We start from the raw sequence: 21667 nt of genomic DNA, 5'->3' as shown, positions 1-21667 counted from the left end.
AACGGTCGGCCTTTCACATCAGTGCCGGCGGCGGCGCCGGGAGGCGGCAAGGGCGCGGGGCGGCGCAGGTCAGCGGAGTTCGTGCACGCTGACGGCGCCCGAAGGGCACCAGTCGGCGGCTTCCAGCGCGCGCCTGCGCGCGTGCTCGGGTACGTCGGCGGCGAGCAGCACGACCAGGCCGTCTTCGTCCTGGTCGAACAGGTCGGGCGCGGCCCGCACGCACTGGCCCGCTCCGGCGCAGACGCCGGTGTCGGCGTGCAGCCGCAGGCGGGGCGCGGTGCCGGCGGGTGCGGTGCCAACGGGTTCGGGAAGATTCACCATGTCACCGGCACCTCCTCCAGGCCGAAGATGGCCGAGGCCGAGCGCTGCGGCATGTCCTCGGGTGCGATGGCCGGTTGCAGGGTGGGGACCTGGTCGAACAGGGTGCGCAGGGCCACCTCGATCTCCAGGCGCCCCAGGTTCTGGCCGACGCACTGGTGTGCCCCGTAGCCGAAGGCGACGTGGTTGCGCTGCGGGCGGGCCACGTCCAGCGTTTCGGGGTCGGGGAACGCCTCGGGGTCGTGGTTGGCCGCCCCGAGCAGGGCGATGTAGCCCTCGCCCGCGCTGATGGTGCCCTGTTCAAGGGGGATGTCCCCGGTCGCCACCCGCAGGGTGATCACGTCGGCCACCGACAGGTAGCGCAGCAGTTCGTCGACCGCGTTGGGCCATAGCGAGGGGTCCTCGCGCAGGCGGGCGAGCTGGTCGGGGTGGCGTAGCAGTGCCAGGGCCGCCAGCGGGATCATGTTGCGGGAGGTCTCGTGGCCGGCGTTGAGGGTGATGCCGATCTGAGAGAGCAGCGAGTCGCGGGTGATCTCGCCGCGGGCGAGCGGCCCGGTGACCAGGCGGCTGATCAGGTCGTCGGCGGGGTTGCCGGTCTTGTCGTCGATGAGCCGGCCGAGCAGGCCGAACAGGTCGCCCAGTGCGGCGCCGACCTCTTCTTCGGTGCTGTCGCGCCCGCCGGAGACCGCGGTGATGTGCCGGAAGAACTCCAGGTCGGACAGTGGCACGCCGAGCAGGCGGCAGATCACCGTGGTGGACACCCGGTTGGCGTACTCGCCTACCAGGTCGGCGGGGGCGGGTTGGGCGAGCAGGTGGCGGACCTGCTCGGCGCAGATCTCCTCGATCTCCGGGCGCATCGCCCGTACGCGCTGGACGGTGAACTCGCCCACGAGCATGCGGCGGACGCGGGTGTGGTCGGGCGGGTCCATGCGGATGAACGGGCGCAGTTCGGCGACGACGGCCTGCTCGCCCTTGCCCAGGGCGGGAAAGGCCGCGTGGCGGGCGTCGGAGCTGGCGGCGGGGTGCGCCAGTGCGGCGCGGACGTCGGCGTGCCGGGTGACCAGCCGGGCCTGCTTGCCGCCGGGGACCTCGGCGGTGGGCGCGGTTTCCTGCGCGCGCATGCCGCGGTAGGCGTCCGGCGGCAGGAACGGGCAGGAGCGGGCGTGCGGGAACCCGTGGGCGGTGGTGCCGCCGTCCTGGCCGGGGGAAGGGGCAACGGACTCGGACATGCTGGTCCTCTCCGGGGAGATCGCTGGGATCGGGGGAAACGGGGTGGGGGGTGGGGGCGGGGCCGGGCGTCAGGTGCCGGCGGAGGTCAGCCGCCAGCCGCGGGCGCGTTCGCGGGCGCGGACGAACTCGGCGTGGCGCCCGCCGCGGGCGAGCAGGTCGCCGGGGGTGCCCATCTCCGCGACGCGCCCTTCGTCGAGGAAGACCACCTGGTCGGCGGCCGCCACGGTCGCCGGGCGGTGGGCGATGACCACGACGGTGCGTTCGCGCGCCAGGTCGACGGCTGCGGCGGTGATCAGCGCCTCGTTGCGGGCGTCCAGCGCCGCGGAGGCTTCGTCCAGCACAATGACGGGCGCGTCCTTCAGCAGCGCGCGGGCGATGGAGACCCGCTGTTTCTGGCCGCCCGACAGCGATGCGCCGCCCTCGCCGACCCGGGTGTCCCAGCCGTCGGCGAGTTCGGCCAGGACGGTGTCGAGGCCGGAGGCGGCCGCGACCCGGTCCAGGTCCTGCTGTGTGGCGCCGGGTGCGGCGAGGCGGACGTTGTCGGCGATGGTGGCGTCGAACAGGTACACGTCCTGGAAGACCATGGCCACGTGCTTGGACAGTTCCTCGCTGCCGATGTCGCGCACGTCGACTCCGCCGATGCTGACCCGGCCGGTGTCGGTGTCGTGGAACCGCGCCAGCAGTTTGGCGGCGGTGGACTTGCCGGAGCCGGAGGGCCCGACCAGGGCGGTGAGCGTGCCCGCCTCGGCGCGGAAGGTGACACCGTCCAGCACCCGGGGGCCGCCGGGGGTGTAGGAGAAGCCGACCCCGGCGAACTCCACCGCCGCCCCTTGGGGCGGGGCGGGTTCGGCGGGTTCGGGCAGCGGCTGGGCGTCGAGCACGGCGGTGATCCGGTCGAACCGGTTGGTGGCCATGCGCAGGGCGGCGCCTTGTTCGGCCGCGGAGGCCAGCGGGTGGGTGAACCGGGCGACCAGGACGAGCAGGGCCACCGCCGCCGGTGCGCCGAGGCCGCCGCCGAGCGCCAGGTAGACGGTTCCGACCAGCAGCAGGCCCAGCATGAGGCGAACGGCGGCGGAGTAGCCGAGCAGTGCGGGCACCGCGCGCAGCAGCAGGCGGCGTGCAGCGCCGTGTTCGGCGGTCAGGGCCGCGTCCAGGCTGCGGCCGCCCTGTTCGGTGCGGCCGAAGGCGCGCAGGACGGGTTGGACGCGGGCGTACTCCAGCACCCGGTCGGCGGCCTCGTCGGCGATCGTGTCGCGGGCGGCGTCGTTGTCGGCCACCGCGCTGTTGGCGGTGCGGAACACCAGCCACAGCAGCGGCAGGCAGGCCGCCGCCGCCAGGCCGATGCGCCACTCCCACAGCAACAGGGCCGCCACCGCCACGACCGGGGTGACCACGGCGTCGGCCAGGGGCGGGTAGATGTGCACGGGCACGCTGGTGGCCTGCGACACCCCGCTGGTGGCGATGCGGTTCAGCTCGCCGACCCGCGCGCGGGTGAACCAGCCCAGGGGCAGCCGCACCAGGTGGTCGCCGAGCCGGTGGTGCAGCGCCCGCGACACCGCGCCGCCTACGCGGAAGTTCACGAACAGACTGGTGGCGCGCAGCACCGCATAGACCGCGGTGGCGCCCACCAGCAGGGCCACCCAGGGCCGCGCCCGTTCGGGTTCGCCGCCCAGCAGGGTGGTCAGTACCGGTACGAGCAGGGCGAACACCACGCCCTGCAGCGCCGCGACCGCGGTGGTCAGCGCGAGGCTGGTGCGCATGGGGCCGGCCTGTTCGGGGCCGATGGCGCGGAGGAAGGCGCGGATCACTGGTCTGCTCCCGGTCGTTGGTGTGGGGCCGTGTGCGCAGGGTCGTGCTGGGCGTGCCACAGGCCGGCGTAGGCTCCGCCGCGGGCCAGCAACTCCTCGTGGGTGCCGGTCTCGACGATGCGTCCGGCGTCCATGTAGGCGATGCGGTCGGCTTCGGCGACGGTTTCCAGCCGGTGGGCGATGACCAGGACCGTGCGCCCGCGGGCGAGTTCGCTGAGCGCGTCCTGGACTTCGGCCTCCGAGACCGGGTCGACGGCCGCGGTCGCCTCGTCGAGCACCAGGACGGGGGTGTCGGCGAGCAGCGCGCGGGCGATGGTGATCCGCTGGGCCTGCCCGCCGGAGAACTCGGCGTCGGTGCCGACGATGGAGTCGTAGCCCTTGGGCAGCGCTTCGATCTCCGCGGCGACGCGGGCGGAGCGGGCGGCGGCCTCGACGTCGGCGCGGGTGGCCGCGGGCCGGCCCAGGGCGATGTTGTCGGCGACCGTTTCGCGCAGCAGGTGCATGTCCTGGAACACGAAGCCGACGGTGCGGTACAGCTCCTCGGCGGCGATGTCGCGCACGTCGACCCCGCCGATGCGCACCGAGCCGGCGCCGACGTCGTGGAAGCGGGCCGGCAGCGTGGCCAGGGTGGTCTTGCCGGCGCCGGAGGGGCCGACCAGGGCGGTCACGGTGCCGGGTTCCAGGGTGAGGTCGACGCCGCGCAGCACCTCGGCGGCCTCAGCGGTGCCACCGTCCGCGTCCTGCCCGCCACCGCCGTTGGCGTCGCCGTCTCCGTTTCCGGGGTAGGCGAAGCGCACGCCCGCGAAGACGACGCGGGACCCTTCGGGGCGGGCCTGGGTGCCTTCGCTGAGGCCGGGGACCTCCAGCAGGTCGGCGACCCGCCCGGCGGCGCCGCGGGCGGCCTGGATCTGCTGGACGCGCGAGCCGATCACGTTCATCGGTGCGCATAGTGCGGGCGCGATCAGCGCGAAGGCGACCACCGCGACGGGGTCGCTCCAGCCCAGGGCGGCGAATACGGCTCCGGCTGCCACGGTCGTGACGGTGACCATGGGTGCCGACAGCAGCAGGAACGAGCCGACCGTGACCGGTGTGGTGCTGCGCGACCAGGACACGAAGAAGTCGGCGAAGGCGTCGGCGGCCGCGGTGAAGCGGTCGTGGGCCCGGCGGTGGTTGCCGAAGTGCTTGACCACCTGGATGCCGTCGACGAACTCCACGGCGGCGGCGTTGATGTCGTTCATCGCCGCGGCGTACTCGGCCATCTTGGCCATGCCGCCGGCCATGGCGCGGGTGAACAGGTAGACCCCCGCGGCCACCAGCGCGATCGCGACAAGGGTCAGCCGCCAGTCGACGGTGAACAGGTACACCAGCGCGATAACGGGCACCGCGGCGACGGCGGCGAGGTCGGGAAGCGTGTGGGCGACCAGGGAGTGGACGTCCTCGATGTCGTCGTGCAGCGCCTTTTTGACCCGGCCGGAACCGAGCCCGGTGAACCAGCCGATGGGGACCCGGCCCATGCGTTGGGCCAGCGAGCGCCGCACCCCCAGCTGCATGTCGTTGTCGGCGAGGTGGCCGACCAGGGTCGACGCGGCATCGGCGGCCAGCGCGGCGAGGCCGCCGCCCACGGCCACCGCGGCCAGGATCCATATCCGGGAGTCGGGAGTGTCTGCCCCGGAGAGCAGCGCGTCGGCGATCTCGACCAGGCCAATGAGCGGCACCAGGCCCAGCGCGGCGCCCAGCGCCCGCAGCACGACGGCCGCCCGCACCCGGCCCGCGATCGGCGCCAGCAGCACGCCCAGCGGGGAGGCGGGGCGCGCCTTCGGGGCGGCGGTGTCGGCGGCCGCGGCGGTTTCGGTGGCTGCGGCGGTTTCGGTGGCTGCGGCGGAAGCCTGCTCCGGGGTTTCAACGGCGGTTTCCGCGCCGTGCACGGGGCCGGCGGTTCCGCTGCGGTGTTCTGTCATTTGACCAGCACCCCGATCTCGGGCGTGGCTTCGCGGCCGGCCTGGACCAGGCGCTTGACGGTCAGCCCGGATTCCTCGGCCAGCCGGTCGATGCCGAAGGTCTCCCAGTCGTACTCGTCGTCGACGGTGCGGACCTGCTCGCCGCCGCGGAACACGCGCCACTGGGTGTGCCAGCGGATGGTGCCGGCTCCGGCGGGTTCGCCGGAGATCCACCATTCGTAGGTGTGCTCGCCCAGGTGTTCGCGGCACATCCGCACGAACGGGATGCTGCGGGGGGTTTCAACACCCATCAGTTCCACGACGATGGGGCCGCCGGCGGGCAGCCGCTCGGCCAGGCGCTGCCACAGCGCGATCCGCTCGGCGCGGGGGATGTGCCCGGCCACGCCGAAGACAACGGCCGCCGAGATGGAGTCGGGCAGCGGCAGTTGCTGGGCGGGTTCGGGGTGGACGGTGACGCGTTCCCGCAGGCGGGGGTCTGTGAAAACGCGGCTGGTGAGGATCGCGCGCATGTTCGGCGAGGGTTCGGCCGAGTGGATGCGGGCGGCGGGCAGGATTTCGGCGATGGTCGCGGTCACCAGGCCGGTGCCCGCCCCGATGTCGACGACGGGCCCGTGGCCGGTGTCCAGCCCGGTCAGGGCCGCGCGCAGCGCGGGGGCGCTGGAGGCCAGGTGCCGGTGCCCGACGAGGTCGAAGAACTCGGCCGCCGGCGAGTAGTAGTCGGTCGCAGTGCTGGTCGCAGTGCTGGTGTCGGCACTGCTCGTTTCCGCAGTGATGGTTTCCTCCAAGAGGGGGCGGCGCGGTCGGTGCGGCGCGGTCGTGCGGGCGGTCAGGGCGTGCTGGGCCACGGCGCCGAGGCCGCGGCCAGTGCGGGGTCCAGGCGGTTGAGCAGCGCGGCGGCGACGGCGTCCCGGTTGGCGGCGAGGTAGAAGTGGCCGCCGGGGAAGACGGACACGTCCACCCGCCCGGTGGTGGTTTCGGACCAGCCGCGGGCCTGCTCGGCGTCCACCTCGGGGTCGGTGTCGCCGATGAAGACGCTGACCGGGCAGCGCAGCGGTTCGCCGGCAAAGGGCCGGTAGCGTTCGACGAGCCGGTAGTCGTTGCGCACGTAGGCCAGCACCGACGCGCGCAGGTCGGGGTCTGCCAGCACCTCGCGCTGGGTGCCGCCCAACCGGACCAGTTCGGCGACGACCGCGTCGTCGCCGGCCAGGTGGATACCGCTGGCGGGGGCTTGGCCGGGTGCTTTGCGACCCGAGGCGAACAGCCGGTCGGGTTCGGCCGCGCCGCCGTCGCGCAGCCGCCTGGCCAACTCGAAGGCCACGGCCGAGCCCATGCTGTGGCCGAAGAGCGCGTAGGGCCGGTCCAGCAGCGGCGCCAGCTCGGCGGCGATGGAGTCGACCGCGGCGGCCATGTCGTCGACCAGGGCTTCGCCGAACCGGTCCTCGCGGCCGGGGTACTGCACGCACACCACGTCCACCCCGGCGGGCAGCAGCGAGGCCCAGGCCCGGAACGCGTTGGCGCCGCCGCCGGCGTGGGGCAGGCACACCAGCCGGATCCGGGCGCCGGGGCGGGGCCGGAAGCGGCGCAGCCAGGACGGCGCGGGGTCGGGGCTCATGGGGATTCCTCCGGGGCGGTCGGTTCCAGTTCGGCGGCGCTGAGGCTGCCGGGCGGTTCGGGGCGGATGATCTCCGGGCGGCCCAGCCGCCGGGTGGTTTCGTGCCACAGCCGGCACACGCCCAGGTCGAAGCGGCCGCGCACCAGCGGGTCGGCACCGGTGTGCACGTCGGCGGCGAAGCCGGCGAGTGCCCGGGTCAGCGCCTGGGGCCACAGCTCGGCGAAGATCTCGCGGAACGGCGGCGCCGCCGTGCCCGCCAGCATGGTGGTCGCCGGTTCGGCCAGGTGGGCGGTGCCCGGGCCGGTGGACCGCAGCCGGCCGTGGTCGTCGCGGGGCGCGTGCAGCCGGGGCTGCCACAGCACGGGGCCGTGGGTGTCGGCCAGGGTCAGCACGCCGTGCTCGGTGCCGATGGCCAGCCGGTGCCACAGGTGGGCGTGGTTGTCGGGGTCGGCGGGGTTGAGCTGGTTCTGCACGCGCAGGGTGACGGGTACGGCGGCCACGGTCGCCTGCAGGACGCGATAGGGCTGGGCGGTGGCGGCGAGCCGGGCGGCGTCGTCCGGGGGCTCGGGTGCGGGTCCCACCGCCCACGGCCGGGGCGCGCCCAGGGCGCGGCCGAGCACGTCCAGCAGCGGGTAGAGGACCTGGATGGCCGATGCGGCGTCGGCGAACAGCACGGGGCCGCGTTCGCGCAGCGCGCGGGCCGCCTGCAGGAACCGCCGGATGGGTGCGACGTGCCGGTAGAACGGGTTGAGGTGGTACACCGCCCCGCTGGCGCGGGCCGTGCGCAGCGCTTGGGCGAGTTCGTCGTGGTGGACGGGGTGTTCCTGGATGACGTGGATGCCGCGCGCGAGCAGGTCCTGGGCCAGTTCGCCGCCCGCGCCGCCGGAGACCGCCGATCCCACGGCCACGCAGGCGGCGTCGGTGCCGTCGGGGATCTCGGCGGCGCTGGTGTACAGCGGCAGGTCGCGGCTGCGGGCGTAGCCGCGGGAGTACTCGCCGCCCTTGGCGAGGATCCCGGTGAGGTGGAACCGGTCGGGCATGCGCTCCAGGGCGTCGGCGTAGAACCGGCCGAATCCGGTGCCGCAGAGGACCGTGCGCAGCGGGCGCGGCGGACTCAGGGGGAGCTGCGCGGCCGGTGCGCCCGGTTCGCCGCTCACAGTGCGCCCTCCTCGACCGTGCCGTCGGAGCCGCCGGCCCCGCCAACGTCGCCGCCGGGTGCCCCGTCGCGCAGCACGAGGGTGCCTGCGGCGGGGTCGGCGAACAGGGCCGCCACCACCGCGGCGGGGTCGAGGACGTCGGCGGCGTGGTGGACTCCGCGCGGCACCAGGCCGCGGGCTGCGGCGTCGGTTGCCAGGGCGCCCACGTGGCCGGTGGTGCGGTAGCTGTCGGAGAACCGGGCGACGAGGGTGTGGTGGCGGGGGCCGGGGGCGGTGAGGTGGTAGACGAGCTGGTAGTAGGGGGTGTGCCCGGCCAGGTCCAGGTCGGCGGCCCGGCGCAGCCGCGCGGCCGCCTCCAGCGGGTCGCGGCCGGGGCGGCCGGCCGCCGAGGTGAGCACGGCGCGGGTGCGTTCACCCGGGTGCACGTTGTACCACTCCAGGTCGCGCAGTCCCAGGTCGGCGGCCAGCCGGCGGGCTTCTTCGGTGAGGAAGGGCTGAACGAAGGCGGGGCCGGGGAAGTGCGGTGCCCGGGCGCCGTCGGCAGCCCGCAGGGCGCGGGGGGCGACCGCGCCGTCGCGCCAGGCGGCGAGGGCCGCGCCGAAGACGGCGGCGGAGTCGGCCGCACCGGGCAGCGACAGCAGCAGGTCGCCTGCCGCGGCTTCGGTGCAGCGTTCCAGCCCGCCCGCGTAGGCGCGCAGCCCCTCCAGGCCGCGGGTGCCGGCGAACCAGCGCGGCAGCAGCGCCGACAGGCCCGGCAGCACCCCGGCCGAGAGGACCGCTGCGGATCCGGGTGCAGGCTCGGCGGCGCTGATGCGCTGGTGGGTGGGGGTGTCGCCGGTGACGTCGACGTAGTCGGCACCGGCCGACCGGGCGGCCGCGGCCACCCGGTCGAGGATGCGGTAGGAGGGTCCGGCGCAGTTGAGCACGACGGTGCACCCGGCGCTGAACGCCGCCACCGACTCCGGGGAGTCGGCGTCGGCGCGGACCGCGGCGGCGCCGGGGCCCAGTTCGCCGGCCAGTTCGGCCAGCGGCTCCATCCGGCGCCCGCCCAGCCGCAGCCGGGTGTGGCCCAGGCTGTGCAGGCGGCGGGCCGCTGCGGCGCCCACCGCCCCGGAGGCGCCCACGATTCCGATCACGCCTTCGGGCGCGGGCGGGGCGGCGCGTTGGCCCGCGTGCTCGTCCGCGGGTGTGCCCGCGGGTGCGTTCGCGCCGGTCACCGGAGCACGTCCCCTCCGGTGATGGCTTCCAGCTTGGCGAGCACGCCGGGGGCGTAGGGCACCGAAAGCAGGTTGAAGTGGTCGCCGGGCACGTCCTGGATGTCGAGTTCGCCCAGGACGAGCCGTTCCCAGTAAGTGGTGACGCTCTCCTTGTTGCCGGGGAACGGGTAGGCGCCGCCGTGGCGCAGGAAGGTGATGTCGCCCGCGTAGGGTTCGGGCTCGTAACGGGAGATCGCGAACACACTCTGCCGGAAGATGCGGAACATTTCGGTGAGCGCCTCGGGCGTGTAGGTGCCGGCCGAGGGCGGTACCGCGGCGCACATCCGCTCGATGCGGACGTGGCGCGGGACCGCGGCCAGGTCCCGGAAGCGCTCCGCGACATCGCCGTACTCGCCGTCGAGCCGGCCGATGGCGCCGTCGGGCAGCAGGCCGGGGGTGGCCTCCAGCAGCAGGTCGGAGGCTGCCGATACCCGGTTTTCGTCGGCGGGGAAACCGACCGCGAGCGGGTCGATGCCCATCATGACGGCGAACGCGTACTCGGCGATGAGTTCGTCGTCGAGCCGGAACGGGGGCCGGTGGGTGCTGATGGCGGTGAGGGAGGCGACCTCGGCGCCGGCGTCGGCGAGGGTGCGCGCGACCTCGGTGGCCACGAGTCCGCCCAGGCAGTAGCCGACGACGTGGAACCGGTCGCCGCCGCGTTCCAGCAGCGCGTTGGCGTAGTCGGCGGCCCACTCCTTGATGATGGCGGCGGGCTCGGCGTCCAGGAAGGCGGGTACGTCGGGCAGTTCCAGGCCGACCAGGGTGCCTTGGCCGCGGGAGCGGCGCCGGATCTCGGTGATGAGGGCGCGGTAGGGCACCAGCGTGCCGGTGCCGGCGTGCACGAGCGCGGTGACGGTGCCGCCGCCGGGCCCGTTCAGCGGGACATAGGCGTCGGCCTTGCCCGTACCGGCCGCCTCGACCTGGCCGGCGAGGTCGCGCAGGTAGGCGGCGAGCCCGGCGACGGTGGGGCGGCGCAGCATGTGGCGCAGCACCACTTCCCATTCGATGTCGCCGCCGGAGTCGCCGGGCAGGACCTCGCCGAGCCGGCCGACCATGCGGGCGACCAGCAGCGAGTCGCCGCCCAGGGCGAAGAAGTCCTCGCCGGTACCGACGGTGCCGCGTTCGAGCAGTTCGGCCCAGAGCGTGCACAGGGCGCGCTCCAGGTCGTCGGCCGGTTCGCCCGCGGCGGTGTCGGCCGCTGCGGGCGAGTCGGGGCCGTGCAGGCGCGCGGCCAGGGCGTTGCGGTCGACCTTGCCGTTGGCGGTGAGCGGCAGGGCGTCCAGCAGCCGCCACTGGGCGGGCACCATGTACTCGGGCAGGCGGGCGGCGGTGTGGGCCAGCAGGTCGTCGGTTGTGACGGGTATCCGGTCGGTTTTCAGCCGGGTCAGGTACAGGCTCTGGCCGGTTTCGGCGAGCGGGTCGTCGGCGGCGGGCAGCACCAGCGGGTGCGTGGCACCGGCGGCTTTGAGGGCGCGCTCCCACTGGCCGCGGGTGAGGAACGTCTGGTCGGTGCCGGCCCGGTCGTCGCGGTGGCCGCCGCCGAGCCCGTCGAGAAACTCCATGGACACCAGCAGCGCCGGGTCGCGTTCCAGGGTGGTCTCGATGAACAGCAGGTGCCCGCCGGGCGCCAGGAGTTCGGCGGCGCGGGCCAGCGCGGTGTCGGCGTCGATGGCGTTGTGCAGGACGTTGGCGGCGACGATGGCGTCGACGGAGTTGGGGGCGTAGCCCTGTTCCTCGAACCCCTGGTTGAGGTCGAACAGGCCGAACGACACCCACGGGAAGTCGGCGAAGTGCTCCTTGGCCTCACTGATGAAGAACGGCGAGACGTCGGTGAAGCGGTATTCGACGTCGTGGCCTGCCAGGGCGGCGACGACGGCCTCGGTGGTGCCGCCGACTCCCGCGCCGATCTCCAGGATGCGCAGCGGCCGCTCCGCGGTGTGGCCGGCGGCAATGTCGGCCAGGGCCGCTGCGGCGGCGCCGTTGAGGTGGCGGATGGCCAGGTTGTCGCGGTAAGCGGCGCCGGCGGTGTCCAGTTCGGCGCCGGGGAACAGCAGGGTGCGCACGTCCAGGTCGCCGCGCAGCAGTTCGGGCAGCCGGCTGGTGCAGGCGCGCATGTACGCCAGCACCTCGGTGCCGTAGTCGACCCGCTGTTCGAGTCGGGCCAGGCGCTGCCACCGGTCGGCCTGCTCGTCGTCGCCGACGGGTGCCAGCCCGCTGCAGCGTTCGCCGTCGCGGGCGAGCTTGCCGGCGTCTTCCAGCGCGAGCAGCCAGCGGCGCACCAGCCGGTGGTGGCGGCGGTCGGCGCCGAGCCGTTCGGCGGTTTCGGCGGCGGTGTGGGAGGCGCCGCCGGCGAACAGGCCCGCGCCGGTCAGGGTGCGGGTGATCTCGCCGAGCGCGGCCGAGCGCATGGCCTCCAGGAACGCGGTGAGGTCGCCGCGGTCCAGGTCGGCTGTTGCGGCGCCGGCCGCCGCGCGGGCGGCCGCTGCGGCGGGTTCGGCGGCGGTGTCGGGGCGGGGGCCGTCGCCGGAGGTGCGGGCGGTCTCTGCGAACGCGGCCAGGCGCTTGTCCTCGCGCCCGCCCACGGCCAGCACCGCTGCGGCGGCCACACCGGGGTGGGACACCACGGCGGCCTCGGTTTCGGCGGGTTCGACCCGGTGCCCGCGGATCTTGACCTGGTCGTCGGCGCGGCCGAGGAACTCGATGTCGCCGCCGGGCCGGTAGCGGCCCAGGTCGCCGGTGCGGTACAGCCGCTCGCCGGTGCCGGGCCGGGTGATGAACCGTTCGGCGGTGCGCTGCTCGTCGCCGAGGTAGCCCATTGCCACGCCGGCGCCGCCGATGTACAGCTCGCCGGCGACCCAGTCGGGGCGGTCGCGCAGGTCGCCGTCGAGGACGTGGAAGGTCTGGTTGTCCAGCGGGCGGCCGTAGGGGATGCTCGGCCGGTCGGGGTCGACCTCGCCGATGGGGTGGTGGATGGACCAGATGGCGCCTTCGGTTGCGCCGCCGAGGCTGTGCAGCGCGGTGCCGGGCAGGTGGGCGCGCACCCGGTCGGGCAGGGTCACCGGGATCCAGTCGCCGGAGAGCAGTGCGGCGCGCAGGCTCTGCGGTGCCTGGTCGGGCGCTGTGGCGAGGTAGTCGGCCAGCATTCCCAGTTGGGCGGGCACGGAGTTCCACAGGGTGACCCGGTGGTTGCGGGCCAGCTCGGCCCAGTGCGCGGGGTCGCCGCGGCGGTCGGCGTCGGGCAGCACGATGGCGCCGCCGGCGGCCAGGGGGCCGAAGAGGTCGTAGACCGACAGGTCGAAGCCGAGGGCGGCCAATCCGAGGACGCGGTCGCCCGCTGCGACGGCGAAGCGGCGGTTGATGTCGGCGATGGTGTTGCGGGCGGCGCGGTGGCTGACCAGCACGCCCTTGGGGGTGCCGGTCGAGCCGGAGGTGTAGATGACGTAGGCGGGGTCGTCGGCGCCGGCGGCCTGAGGAGGGAGGGCCGCCGGCGCCGGCGCCGCGGGGACGGTGTCCACCGCGATCGGTGCTGCGCCGCCGTCCCAGTCGCCGATCTCGGCGAGCCAGGACTGAGTGAGGGCGCAGCGTGCTCCGGAGTCGCGCAGGATGGTGCGGCGGCGCGCTGCGGGCTGGGTGGTGTCGATGGGGACGTAGGCGGCGCCGGTCGCCAGCACCGCGTAGGCGGCGACGACCTGCTCGACGCCCTTGTCCATGACCACGGCCACCCGTTCGCCGGGTCCGCAGCCGTGCTCGCGCAGCAGTTCGGCGAGTGCGTGGACGCGGTCGCGCAGTTGGCCGCCGGTGAGTTCTCCGCCGGGGTGGATGACGGCGGGCGCGTCGGGGCGGGCCTGGGCCGCTGCAAGCGGGGCCTCGTGCAGCAGGTCGCCGGGCAGTGGTGCGGCGGTGGCGTTGGCCTCGGCGCGGGTGGCCGCCTGGTGCTCGGGCAGGGCGGCGGGTGCGGCGGCGTCCCAGGCGTCGTCGGAGGCGGCCAGGCGGCGCAGCAGGTCGGTGTAGGCGCTGAAGGCGTCGGCGGCGACGCCGACGGGCAGGACACCTTCGCGCACGTCCCAGCGCACGGCCAGGGCGCCGGCGGCCTGGGAGACCTGGCAGTCCAGCCACACCTGCGGGGTCTGGGACACGCCGCGCACCTCGCGGGCGGCCCAGGATCCGGTGGCGCGGCCGTCGGGCCCGTCCCACCCGTCCTGCCCGTCGGCGTCGCCGGGCTCGTCGGTGCCGATCGCGCCGGTGAACACGACCGGCATGAGCACGGCGGTTTCGTCGCGGCGCCGCGACAGTTCGGCGAGCAGCTCGCTGCCCGAGTACAGGCCGTGGTCGAGGTCGCCGATGAGCCGGTCCTGGCGCACGCGGGCGCGTTCGGTGAAGGTGGCGCCGTCGCCCTCGTGCACGGCCAGCAGGGTCAGCGCGGTGAAGTCGCCGACGATCCGTCCGGTGTCGGGGTGCAGCGGCAGGCGCGCCGACACCGGCAGGTTGAGGGTGAAGTCGCCGCGCCGCGACCACCGGGTGAGCACCTCGGTGTAGGCGGCCATGGCCACCGCCGAGGGGGTGAGCCCGCGCTCGGCCGCGCGGGTGCGCAGCGCCGCCCATTCGGGTGCGGGCAGGGTCGACGACAGCCGGGTGAACCGGGCCGCTGCCGCCGCGGCGTGCTCGGCCAGCGGCAGTTCGGGGGCCGGGGGCAGGTCGTCGGCCCGCTCCATCCAGTAGTCGCGGTCGCGCTGGTAGCGCGCGGTCTCGCGCAGCGACCGGTGCGCGAGCACGTAGTCGCGGAAGGTCGCCTCCAGCGGCGCCAGGGTGTGGCCGGGGTCGTCGTAGAGGGCGGCGAGTTCGTCGAGCAGCAGCCGGACGCTGGTGTAGTCGGCGGCGAGCAGGTCGACGGACAGGTGCAGGAACGCGGCGTCGTCGCCGCGGGTGAGGTGCAGCCGCACCAGCGGCCAGGTTTCGGGGTCGGCCACGTGGTCGCGCATGCGTTCGCGCGCCCGCTGGGCGTGCAGCCGGGTGTCGCCGCCGCCGACCTCGGTGACGGTCAGCGACTCCCCCGGCGCCTGGGGCAGCACCCGCTGGTGGCCTTCGGCGGAGACGACGGCGCGCAGCATGTCGTGGCGTTGCACGAGGGTGTGCCAGGCGGTGCGCAGGCGTTCGGGGTCCAGGTCGCCGAACTCCAGCTCGGCGTAGGCGTGGCAGGCGACGCCGCCGTAGTCGTAGGCGGGTCCGCGGCCCACGAGGTAGGCGCCCTGCACGTCGGTCAGCGGGAAGGGCTCGTGGCGGGAGCCGGGGTCGGGCACCAGTTCGGCGGTGTCCTGCTCGGCCAGCAGCGCCAGCACATCGGCGCGGTGTTCGCGCAGGACGGCGCGCTGGTCGTCGGTGAGGGCGCCGGAGGGGCCGCGGAACCGGATCCGGTCGCCGTCGGCCCACAGGTGGACCCCGGCGGCGCGGAGTTCGGCGAGCAGGTCGCGCAGTCGGCCGGTGGTGTCGGCGGTGCCGGTGCCGGCGGTTTCCGCTGCGGCGTCGGATGCAGTCACGGTGTGTCTCTCCTCGGGTGGATCCGCGGGCGGATCCGGTCGGGATCGAAGGCAGGGCGGCCGCGGTGGGCGGCGGCCGGGGCGGGCGGGCAGGGCGGGGCGGTTAGATCTCGCCGGTGGTGTCGTCGTCGGGCCGGGTGGCGCGGACCTGGTCGGCGAGCGCGGCGAGGGTGGGGGCGGCCAGGAACTCCCGGGTGGAGGGTTCCGCGCCGAGTTCGCGCCGCAGCGCGGTGATCATGCGGATGGCGAGCAGGCTGGTGCCGCCCAGGGCGAAGAAGTTGGCGTGCCGGTCGTCGACGGCCGCGCCGATCAGCTCGCCCCAGATGCGGGCGATGTGCTTCTCGGCCTCGTCGGCGGGCGGCGCGGACTCCGGTGCGGCCTGCGCCGGCTCGGCCGCTTGGGCCAGGGCCGCCAGGTCGGTCTTGCCGTTGGCGGTGAGGGGCAGCTCCGCCAGGGCCCGGACCTGCGCGGGGCGGGCGTGGGCGGGCAGCCGCGCCGCGAGGTAGGGCGACAGTTCCGCCCAGGGCGGTGTGCGGTCGGCGGCGACGAACGCGGTCAGCCGGCGCGTGGCTCCCGCGCCCACCGCGACCACTGCGGCCCGGCGCACGTCGGGGTGCTCCTCCAGGGCGGCCTCGACCTCGCCGAGCTCCAGCCGGTGCCCGCCGACCTTGACCTGGCGGTCACTGCGGCCCAGGAACTCCAGCACCCCGCCGGGGCGGTAGCGGCCCAGGTCGCCGGTGCGGTACCAGCGCCGGCCCCCGTCGGTGGGGAACCGTTCGGCGGTGCGTTCGGGGTCGCCGCGGTAGCCCAGGGCGAGGCCGGCGCCGCCGATCCACAGTTCGCCGGGCACCCAGTCGGGGCAGTCGCGGCCGTCTGTGCCGACGACCCGGTACTGCTGGTTGCGCAGCGGCGCACCGTAGGGGACCGACGGCCAGCCCTCGGGCACGTGGCCGCCGTCGAAGGCGTTGGACCAGATGGCGGCCTCGGTGGCGCCGCCCAGGGCCACCAGGCGGGTGTCGGGCCCGCCCGCGGCGCGCAGCCGCGGAGCCAGGTCGGCGCCCACCCAGTCGCCCGAGACCAGGGCCAGGCGCAGCGACGGCGCCAACCCGGTGTCCTCGGCGGCCAGCAGCAGCATGTCCAGCAGTGCCGGAACCGTGTTCCACACCGTGACACCGTGCTCGGCGCACAGCACACGCCACCGTTCGGCGTCGCGGCGCTCCTGCTCGTCGGGCAACACGAGGGCACCGCCCGCTCCGAGCAGGCCGAACACGTCGAAAACCGACAGGTCGAAGTCGAGTGCCGACAGCGCGAGCACCCGGTCGCCGGAGCCGATGCGGTAACGGTCGCAGATGTCGGTGACGGTGTTCAGTGCGGCGGCGTGGGTGGTGTCGACGCCTTTGGGTTCGCCGGTGGAGCCGGAGGTGAACACGGTGTAGGCGACGTCGTCGGGTCCGCGGCGGCGCGGCGCATCCAGCGGCGCGGCCTGCAGCAGTTCGGCGACGTCCGCGCCGCGGGGGGCGCCGGCGGCGTCGCCGATGGCCAGCACGGTTCCGGCGGCGCGGTGGATGCGTTCGCGGCGCAGCTGAGGCTGGTCGGCGCCGACGGGCACGTAGACGCCGCCGGCGGCGAGGACGCCCAACACCGCGCTGATCTGGTCGGGACCCTTGGGCAGGCACACCCCGACCGAATCCCCGGCCTGTACGCCGCGCTGCACCAGCCCGGCGGCGATGCGCAGCGCCCGGTCGGCGAGTTCGCCGTGGGTCAGCCCGGCCGCGGCGGTGATGACGGCGGGGTGGTCGGCGCGGTCGGCCGCCCCGGCGAAGAACGCGTCGTGCAGCAGGCCGCGGGGGCGGGTTCCGGCGGTGTCGTTGGCGGCTGCGCGGGCGGCGCGCTGGTCGGCGGGCAGCAGTTCGGCCACCGCCTGTGCCCAGCCGGTGGCCCCGCCGCGGGCCAGGGCGCGCAGCAGGTCCAGGTAGGCGGCGAACATGGCGTCCAGCACGCCGGGGCGGAACAGTTCCTCGACCGCGTCCCAGGACACGTCGAGGCCGCCGCGGCTCTCCATGACCTGGTTGTCCAGGTGGACCTGCGGCGACTGGGACAGCCCCCACACCCGTTGGGGGAAGCCCTCGGACAGGTCCAGGGAGGCGGCGCCGCCCACCCCCAGCGAGCTGGTGAAGACCACGGGGATCCCGGGTTGGGCGGTTCCGGTGCGCCGCGCGATTTCGCGCAGCACCCACTCGGCGGAGACTTCGCGGTGGTCCAGGTCCTGGCCGAGGCGCCGCTGGAGGTCGCGGGCGGCGGCGGCCGGGTCGGCGCCGCGGTGGTATGCCGACACCGACAGCGACGTGAAGTCGCCCAGGACCCGGCCGATGTGGGGGTGCACGTCGTGCCGGTTGAACAGGGTGAGGGTGAGGCTGAGGTCGTCCTGGCCGCTCCAGCGGCTGAGGACCTCGCCGTAGCAGGCCAGCAGCAGCGTGGAGGGGGTGGTTCCGGCGGTGCGCGCGGTCTCGGTGAGCGCGGCCCATTCGGCCGGGTCGAGGTGGTCGGCGCGCCGGGTGAACCGGGGCTCGGCGACCTGGGCGGGGTCGGTGCGCAGCGGCAGGGCCGGCGCGGCGGGCAGTTCGGCCACGCGGCGGCGCCAGTGGTCCTCGTCGCGCTGTTGGCGGTCGGGGTCGGTGGGCAGCTGGGTGAGGTAGTCGCGGAAGGTGACGTCGATGGGGTCGAGGTCGGCGGCGGGCTCGCGGTAGAGCCGGTCCAGTTCGGTGTAGAAGACCATGATGCTGCGGGCGTCCAGTACCAGGTAGTCCAGGCCGATGCCGAGGCGGATGCGCTCCTGCCGCCCGCGCGTGTAGCGCACCGCCCGCACGTCGAACAGCGGCCAGGTTTGCGGGTCGAACACGCGGTGGGACATGGTTTCGCGCAGTTCGGCGAGCGCGGCGGCGGGGTCGTGCGTATCGGCGGCGGTGACGGGCACGCGCACCGGCGGCACCGTCTGCTGGACGCGTTGGCGGCCGTCGGCGTCGAAAACGGCCCGGAGCATGTCGTGGCGGGCGGTGAGCCGGTCCAGCGCCCGCTCCAGGCGGCCGATGTCCAGGTCGGGGCCGTCGAGTTCGGTGTAGTGGTAGGTGCCGACCCCGCCGAGGGCGAAGTCGGGGCTGCGGCCGGTGAGGTAGGCCCGCTGCACGCCGGTGGGCGGGAACGGTTCGTAGCGGGCGGCGGGATCGTGGGCGATGCGCTGTTCGGCTGCGGCGGCACCCTGTTCGCCGAGGCGGGCGGCGTAGTCGGCCAGGACGGGGTGGGCGAACAGGTCGGATACGCCGGCTTGGGCGTAGCCGGCGGCGCGCAGCGCGCCCACCACCCGGGTGGCCAGCAGCGAGTCGCCGCCGAGCGCGAAGAAGGAGTCGCCGCGGTCGATGCGGTCGGCCTCCAGCAGCTCCGCCCAGATCCGGGCGAGGTGTTGCTCGGCGGCTGTCGCGGGCGGCTCGCTGCGGCGGGCGGTCGGGGCGAGGTGGTCGCGCAGCAGGCGGGCGGCGGCGGTCCGGTCGGGTTTGCCGTTGGGGGTGAGCGGGAGCTGCGCGCACGCCACCACGGGGTCGGGCAGCAGGGCCGGCGGCAACAGGGTGCGGGCGCGGGCGGCGGCATCGGCGGCCAGGGCTTCGTGCGGGCGGTGCTCGCGCGGCGCGACGAGTGCGGCCAAGCGGGGGGCGGGCTCGGTGAGGACGACGGCGACGGCGCCGGCCGTGTCGGGGTGGGCCGCCAGTGCCGCCTCGACCTCCCCGAGTTCGACGCGCACACCGTTGACCTTGGCCTGGTGGTCGCTGCGCCCGAGGAACTCCAGGGTGCCGTCGGGCGCGTAGCGCGCGAGGTCGCCGGTGCGGTACCAGCGCCGCCCGTCGGCGGTGACGAACCGGTCGGCGCTGGTGGCGGGGTCGTTGCGGTAGCCGCGGGCCAGTCCCGCGCCGCCGACCCACAGTTCGCCGGCCACCAGGTCCGGGCGGTCGCGCCACTGGGCGTCGGTCACCCGGCAGCGGACACCGGGCAGCGGCCGGCCCCAGGGCAGGGCGGGCAAGGCGGGCAGGGCGGCCTGGTTGGTGGAGCCGGCGGAGTCCGCGGCGGGGGCGGTGGAGTCGCCGGAATCGGCGGGACCGACCTCCAGCAGCGTGGAGTGGATGGCGGCCTCGGTCATACCGCCCAAGGCGAGGAAGCGGCACTGCGGAGCCAGGGCGTGCAACCGGGCGGGCAGCGCGGGCGGGATCCGGTCGCCGCCGACCAGGACGGCGCGCAGCGGCGGCATCGGGGCCATGCCCGCCTCCACCGCCGCGAGCAGCATGTCGAGCAGGGCGGGCACGCAGTTGACGGCGGTCACCGCCGCGCCGTGTGCGCTGTGCGCCCACTGGGCTGCGTCGCGGCGGTCGGCGGAGTCGACCAGGACCGCGGCTCCCCCGGCCGACAGGGGCGCGAACAGGTCGAACACCGACATGTCAAAGTCGTAGTCGGCGAGCGCGAGCGTGCGGTCGAGCGGGTGCAGCTCCAGGTGGTCGTTGAGCACGTCGATGGTGTGGGCGGCGGAGCGGTGCTCGATCTCGACGCCCTTGGGGGTGCCGGTGGAGCCCGAGGTGAACAGCACATAGGCGAGCTGGTCGGGCGCAACCGCGCGCGGCTCGCCGGGCGGGGCGTTGAGCGCGCGGGACACCGGCAGCACCGGGGTCGCCAGGGTCGCCGACGGGTCCGGGCTGTCCGGGGCGTCCGCGCCGGCGCTGAGCAGCAGCGCGGGCTCGGCCGCGGCCAGGATGCGGGCGCGCCGGGCCGCGGGCTGGTCCCAGCCCAGCGGCAGGTAGGCGCAGCCCGCCGCCAGCACACCCAGCAGGGCGGCGCTGCGGTCGGCGCCCGGCGGCAGGTGCAGGGCCACGACCGACCCGGCCGCGGCGGCGCCGGAAACGGCTCCGGCCACCCGCAGCGCGCGTTCGGCCAACTCGCCGTAGGACACCTCGGTGCCGTCGCAGTCGACCAGCGCGAGCGCGCCGGGTGTGCTGCGGGCGTGCGCGAAGAACCGCTCGTGCAGCAGCCGGGGCTCGGGCGGGTCGGCGGCCAGAGCCTGCCCGGCGCGCGCCCGCACCTGCTCGGGCGCGAGGGCGGGCGCGAACGGGCGCGTCCACGCACCAAGGTCGTCGATCAGCCGCTCGACCAGGTCGCGGTAGGCGGCGAACGCGGCGTGCGCGGTCCCGGGCGCAAACGCCTGCTCGCGCAGGTCCCAGTTGAGCAGCAGCCCGCCGTCGAGCTCGGTGACCTGGGCGTCCAGCAGGACCTGGGGGCCTTGGGAGATGATCCAGGACGGGCGGCCGAAACGCTCCTGGACCGGGTCGGTGAACAGGGGGCCCAACCCGATGGCGCTGGTGTAGACGACCGGGGCCAGCACCGGAGTGCCGCCGTTGAGCCGGGCCAGGTCGCGCAGGACCTCGACGCCGCTGTAGGCGCCGTGGTCGACCGCCCGGTGCAGGTCGTGCTGCACGGTGCGGGCGCGTTCAGCGAACGGCGCGGTGGCGCCGGTGTCGACGGCGAGCAGCACCGAGCTGCTGAAGTCGCCGATTACCTGGTCGATGTCGGGGTGCAGCGGCGCCCGGTCGAACAGCGGGAGGTTGAGGGTGAACCGGGGCTGTGCGCTCCAGGCGCCCAGTACCTCGGTGAAAGCGGCGGCCAGCGCGGAGGCGGGGGTGACGCCGGCGGCGCGGGCGCGCTCGGTGAGCAGCCGGGTGCGCTCGGGGGCCAGCCAGTGGTGCAGGCGGGTGGAGCGGGTCAGGGCGGAGCCGGCCGCGGCCGGGCCCGCTGCGGCTGCGGTCGTGGGCAGCTCGGGTGGCGGGGGCAGTTCTGGCAGGCGCTCGGCCCACCACGAGCGTGCGCGTTCGCGCGGCCCGGGGTCGCGGCGGGCGCGGTCGGCCCGGTCGGCGAGGTAGCGGGCGAAGCCGTAGTCCAGGGGCGGCAGGTCGGCGCCGTCGTAGGCGGTGCGCAGGTCCTCCAGCAGCACCCGCAGGCTGAGCGCGTCGGCGACGATCATGTCCAGGTCCACGTGCAGGCGGGTGGTGCCGTCGGGCAGCAACGACAGCGCCACGTCCAGGACCTCGCCCGCCGCGACGTCCATGCGCCGGTGGGTGGAGCGGTCGCGGGTGTGCTCCAGGCTGCGTTGCGCCTCGGCCGCATCCAGCGCGCTCAGGTCGTGCACGGTCACGGCGGGTTCCGCGCCGCCGGGCGGCAGCACGCGCTGGCGGCCGTCGTCGTCGAAGCGCACCCGCAGCATGGGGTGGCGCTCGACCACGGCGCGCAGGGCGGCGGTGAGGCGCTGCGGGTCGACCGCGCCGCCGTCGAACTCGGTGTAGAAGTGCGCGGCGACCCCGCCCAGCGGCCGGCCGTCCTGGCGGCCGATCCAGTAGGCGTGCTGCATGGTCGCCAGCGGGAAGGGCTCGCCGGCCGTTTCCGGGGTTTCGGCGGGCGGGGCGGACGCGGCCGGTACCGCCGGGCCGGCGTCCCGCGGTGCAGCGCCGGCGGGGGCGGCGGAGGCCGCCAGCAGGCCGCTCCAGGCCGCCGCGGTGGGGTCGGCCGAGACGTCCTCGAAGGTGATGTCGAATCCGGCCTCGCGCCACGCGCCGACCAGCCGGATCAGGCCCAGCGAGTCGAGTCCGTGCTCGAAGAGGTCGTCGGTGTCGGCGAAGCCCTCCGTTCCCAGCAGGTGGGCCACCTGCTCCCGCACGGCCGCGATCCCTGCGTTGGCGCGGTCTGACACAGCGCTTCGCCCCCTTGTG

10 protein-coding genes are annotated in these 21667 nt (G+C 75.3%); all 10 read right to left on the bottom strand.

The annotated features are described in order from the left end of the window. Positions 1-69: 69 nt before the first annotated feature. Positions 70-321 carry a ferredoxin gene (locus ACYVD5_RS19215; RefSeq protein WP_461002465.1) on the bottom strand — a complete coding sequence of 84 codons (252 nt, stop codon included), beginning with the start codon at positions 319-321 and terminating at the stop codon, positions 70-72. After that, the gene (locus ACYVD5_RS19210) at positions 315-1547 is read right to left on the bottom strand and encodes a cytochrome P450 (protein WP_461002464.1); all 1233 of its coding nucleotides are present in this window, start codon (positions 1545-1547) and stop codon (positions 315-317) included. Before ACYVD5_RS19210 ends, ACYVD5_RS19215 begins: the two co-directional genes overlap by 7 nt. A 69-nt stretch (positions 1548-1616) precedes the next feature. Beyond that, complete coding sequence (locus ACYVD5_RS19205) at positions 1617-3356, bottom strand: ABC transporter ATP-binding protein (RefSeq protein WP_461002463.1); 1740 nt, start codon at positions 3354-3356, stop codon at positions 1617-1619. Beyond that, a complete protein-coding gene (locus ACYVD5_RS19200; RefSeq protein ID WP_461002462.1) occupies positions 3353-5314 on the bottom strand; it encodes an ABC transporter ATP-binding protein in 1962 nt (653 codons plus the stop codon). Before ACYVD5_RS19200 ends, ACYVD5_RS19205 begins: the two co-directional genes overlap by 4 nt. Next, on the bottom strand, positions 5311-6159 hold the full coding sequence (locus tag ACYVD5_RS19195) for a class I SAM-dependent methyltransferase (protein ID WP_461002461.1): 849 nt from the start codon (positions 6157-6159) through the stop codon (positions 5311-5313). Before ACYVD5_RS19195 ends, ACYVD5_RS19200 begins: the two co-directional genes overlap by 4 nt. Next, positions 6141-6926 (bottom strand): thioesterase II family protein, encoded by a 786-nt coding sequence (locus ACYVD5_RS19190; RefSeq protein ID WP_461002460.1) that lies wholly within the window; start codon positions 6924-6926, stop codon positions 6141-6143. Before ACYVD5_RS19190 ends, ACYVD5_RS19195 begins: the two co-directional genes overlap by 19 nt. Beyond that, complete coding sequence (locus ACYVD5_RS19185) at positions 6923-8083, bottom strand: Gfo/Idh/MocA family oxidoreductase (protein ID WP_461002459.1); 1161 nt, start codon at positions 8081-8083, stop codon at positions 6923-6925. Before ACYVD5_RS19185 ends, ACYVD5_RS19190 begins: the two co-directional genes overlap by 4 nt. Next, positions 8080-9300 carry a saccharopine dehydrogenase NADP-binding domain-containing protein gene (locus tag ACYVD5_RS19180; RefSeq protein ID WP_461002458.1) on the bottom strand — a complete coding sequence of 407 codons (1221 nt, stop codon included), beginning with the start codon at positions 9298-9300 and terminating at the stop codon, positions 8080-8082. Before ACYVD5_RS19180 ends, ACYVD5_RS19185 begins: the two co-directional genes overlap by 4 nt. After that, a complete protein-coding gene (locus ACYVD5_RS19175; RefSeq protein ID WP_461002457.1) occupies positions 9297-14873 on the bottom strand; it encodes a non-ribosomal peptide synthetase in 5577 nt (1858 codons plus the stop codon). Before ACYVD5_RS19175 ends, ACYVD5_RS19180 begins: the two co-directional genes overlap by 4 nt. 103 nt (positions 14874-14976) lie before the next feature. After that, entirely contained in the window at positions 14977-21648 is a 6672-nt protein-coding gene (locus tag ACYVD5_RS19170) for an amino acid adenylation domain-containing protein (protein WP_461002456.1), read from the bottom strand. Positions 21649-21667 lie beyond the last annotated feature (19 nt).

The organism is Streptomonospora sediminis, assembly GCF_054778995.1.
The sequence above is the reverse complement of the archived record's forward strand: the minus strand, read 5'-3'. Positions and strand labels throughout refer to the sequence as shown.

What these genes read in the sequence shown, in the direction of transcription:
- ACYVD5_RS19210 (WP_461002464.1), bottom strand. Translation starts at nt 1,547, where the DNA reads ATGTCCGAGTCCGTTGCCCCTTCCCCCGGCCAGGACGGCGGCACCACC.
- ACYVD5_RS19190 (WP_461002460.1), bottom strand. Translation starts at nt 6,926, where the DNA reads ATGAGCCCCGACCCCGCGCCGTCCTGGCTGCGCCGCTTCCGGCCCCGC.
- ACYVD5_RS19215 (WP_461002465.1), bottom strand. Translation starts at nt 321, where the DNA reads ATGGTGAATCTTCCCGAACCCGTTGGCACCGCACCCGCCGGCACCGCG.
- ACYVD5_RS19200 (WP_461002462.1), bottom strand. Translation starts at nt 5,314, where the DNA reads ATGACAGAACACCGCAGCGGAACCGCCGGCCCCGTGCACGGCGCGGAA.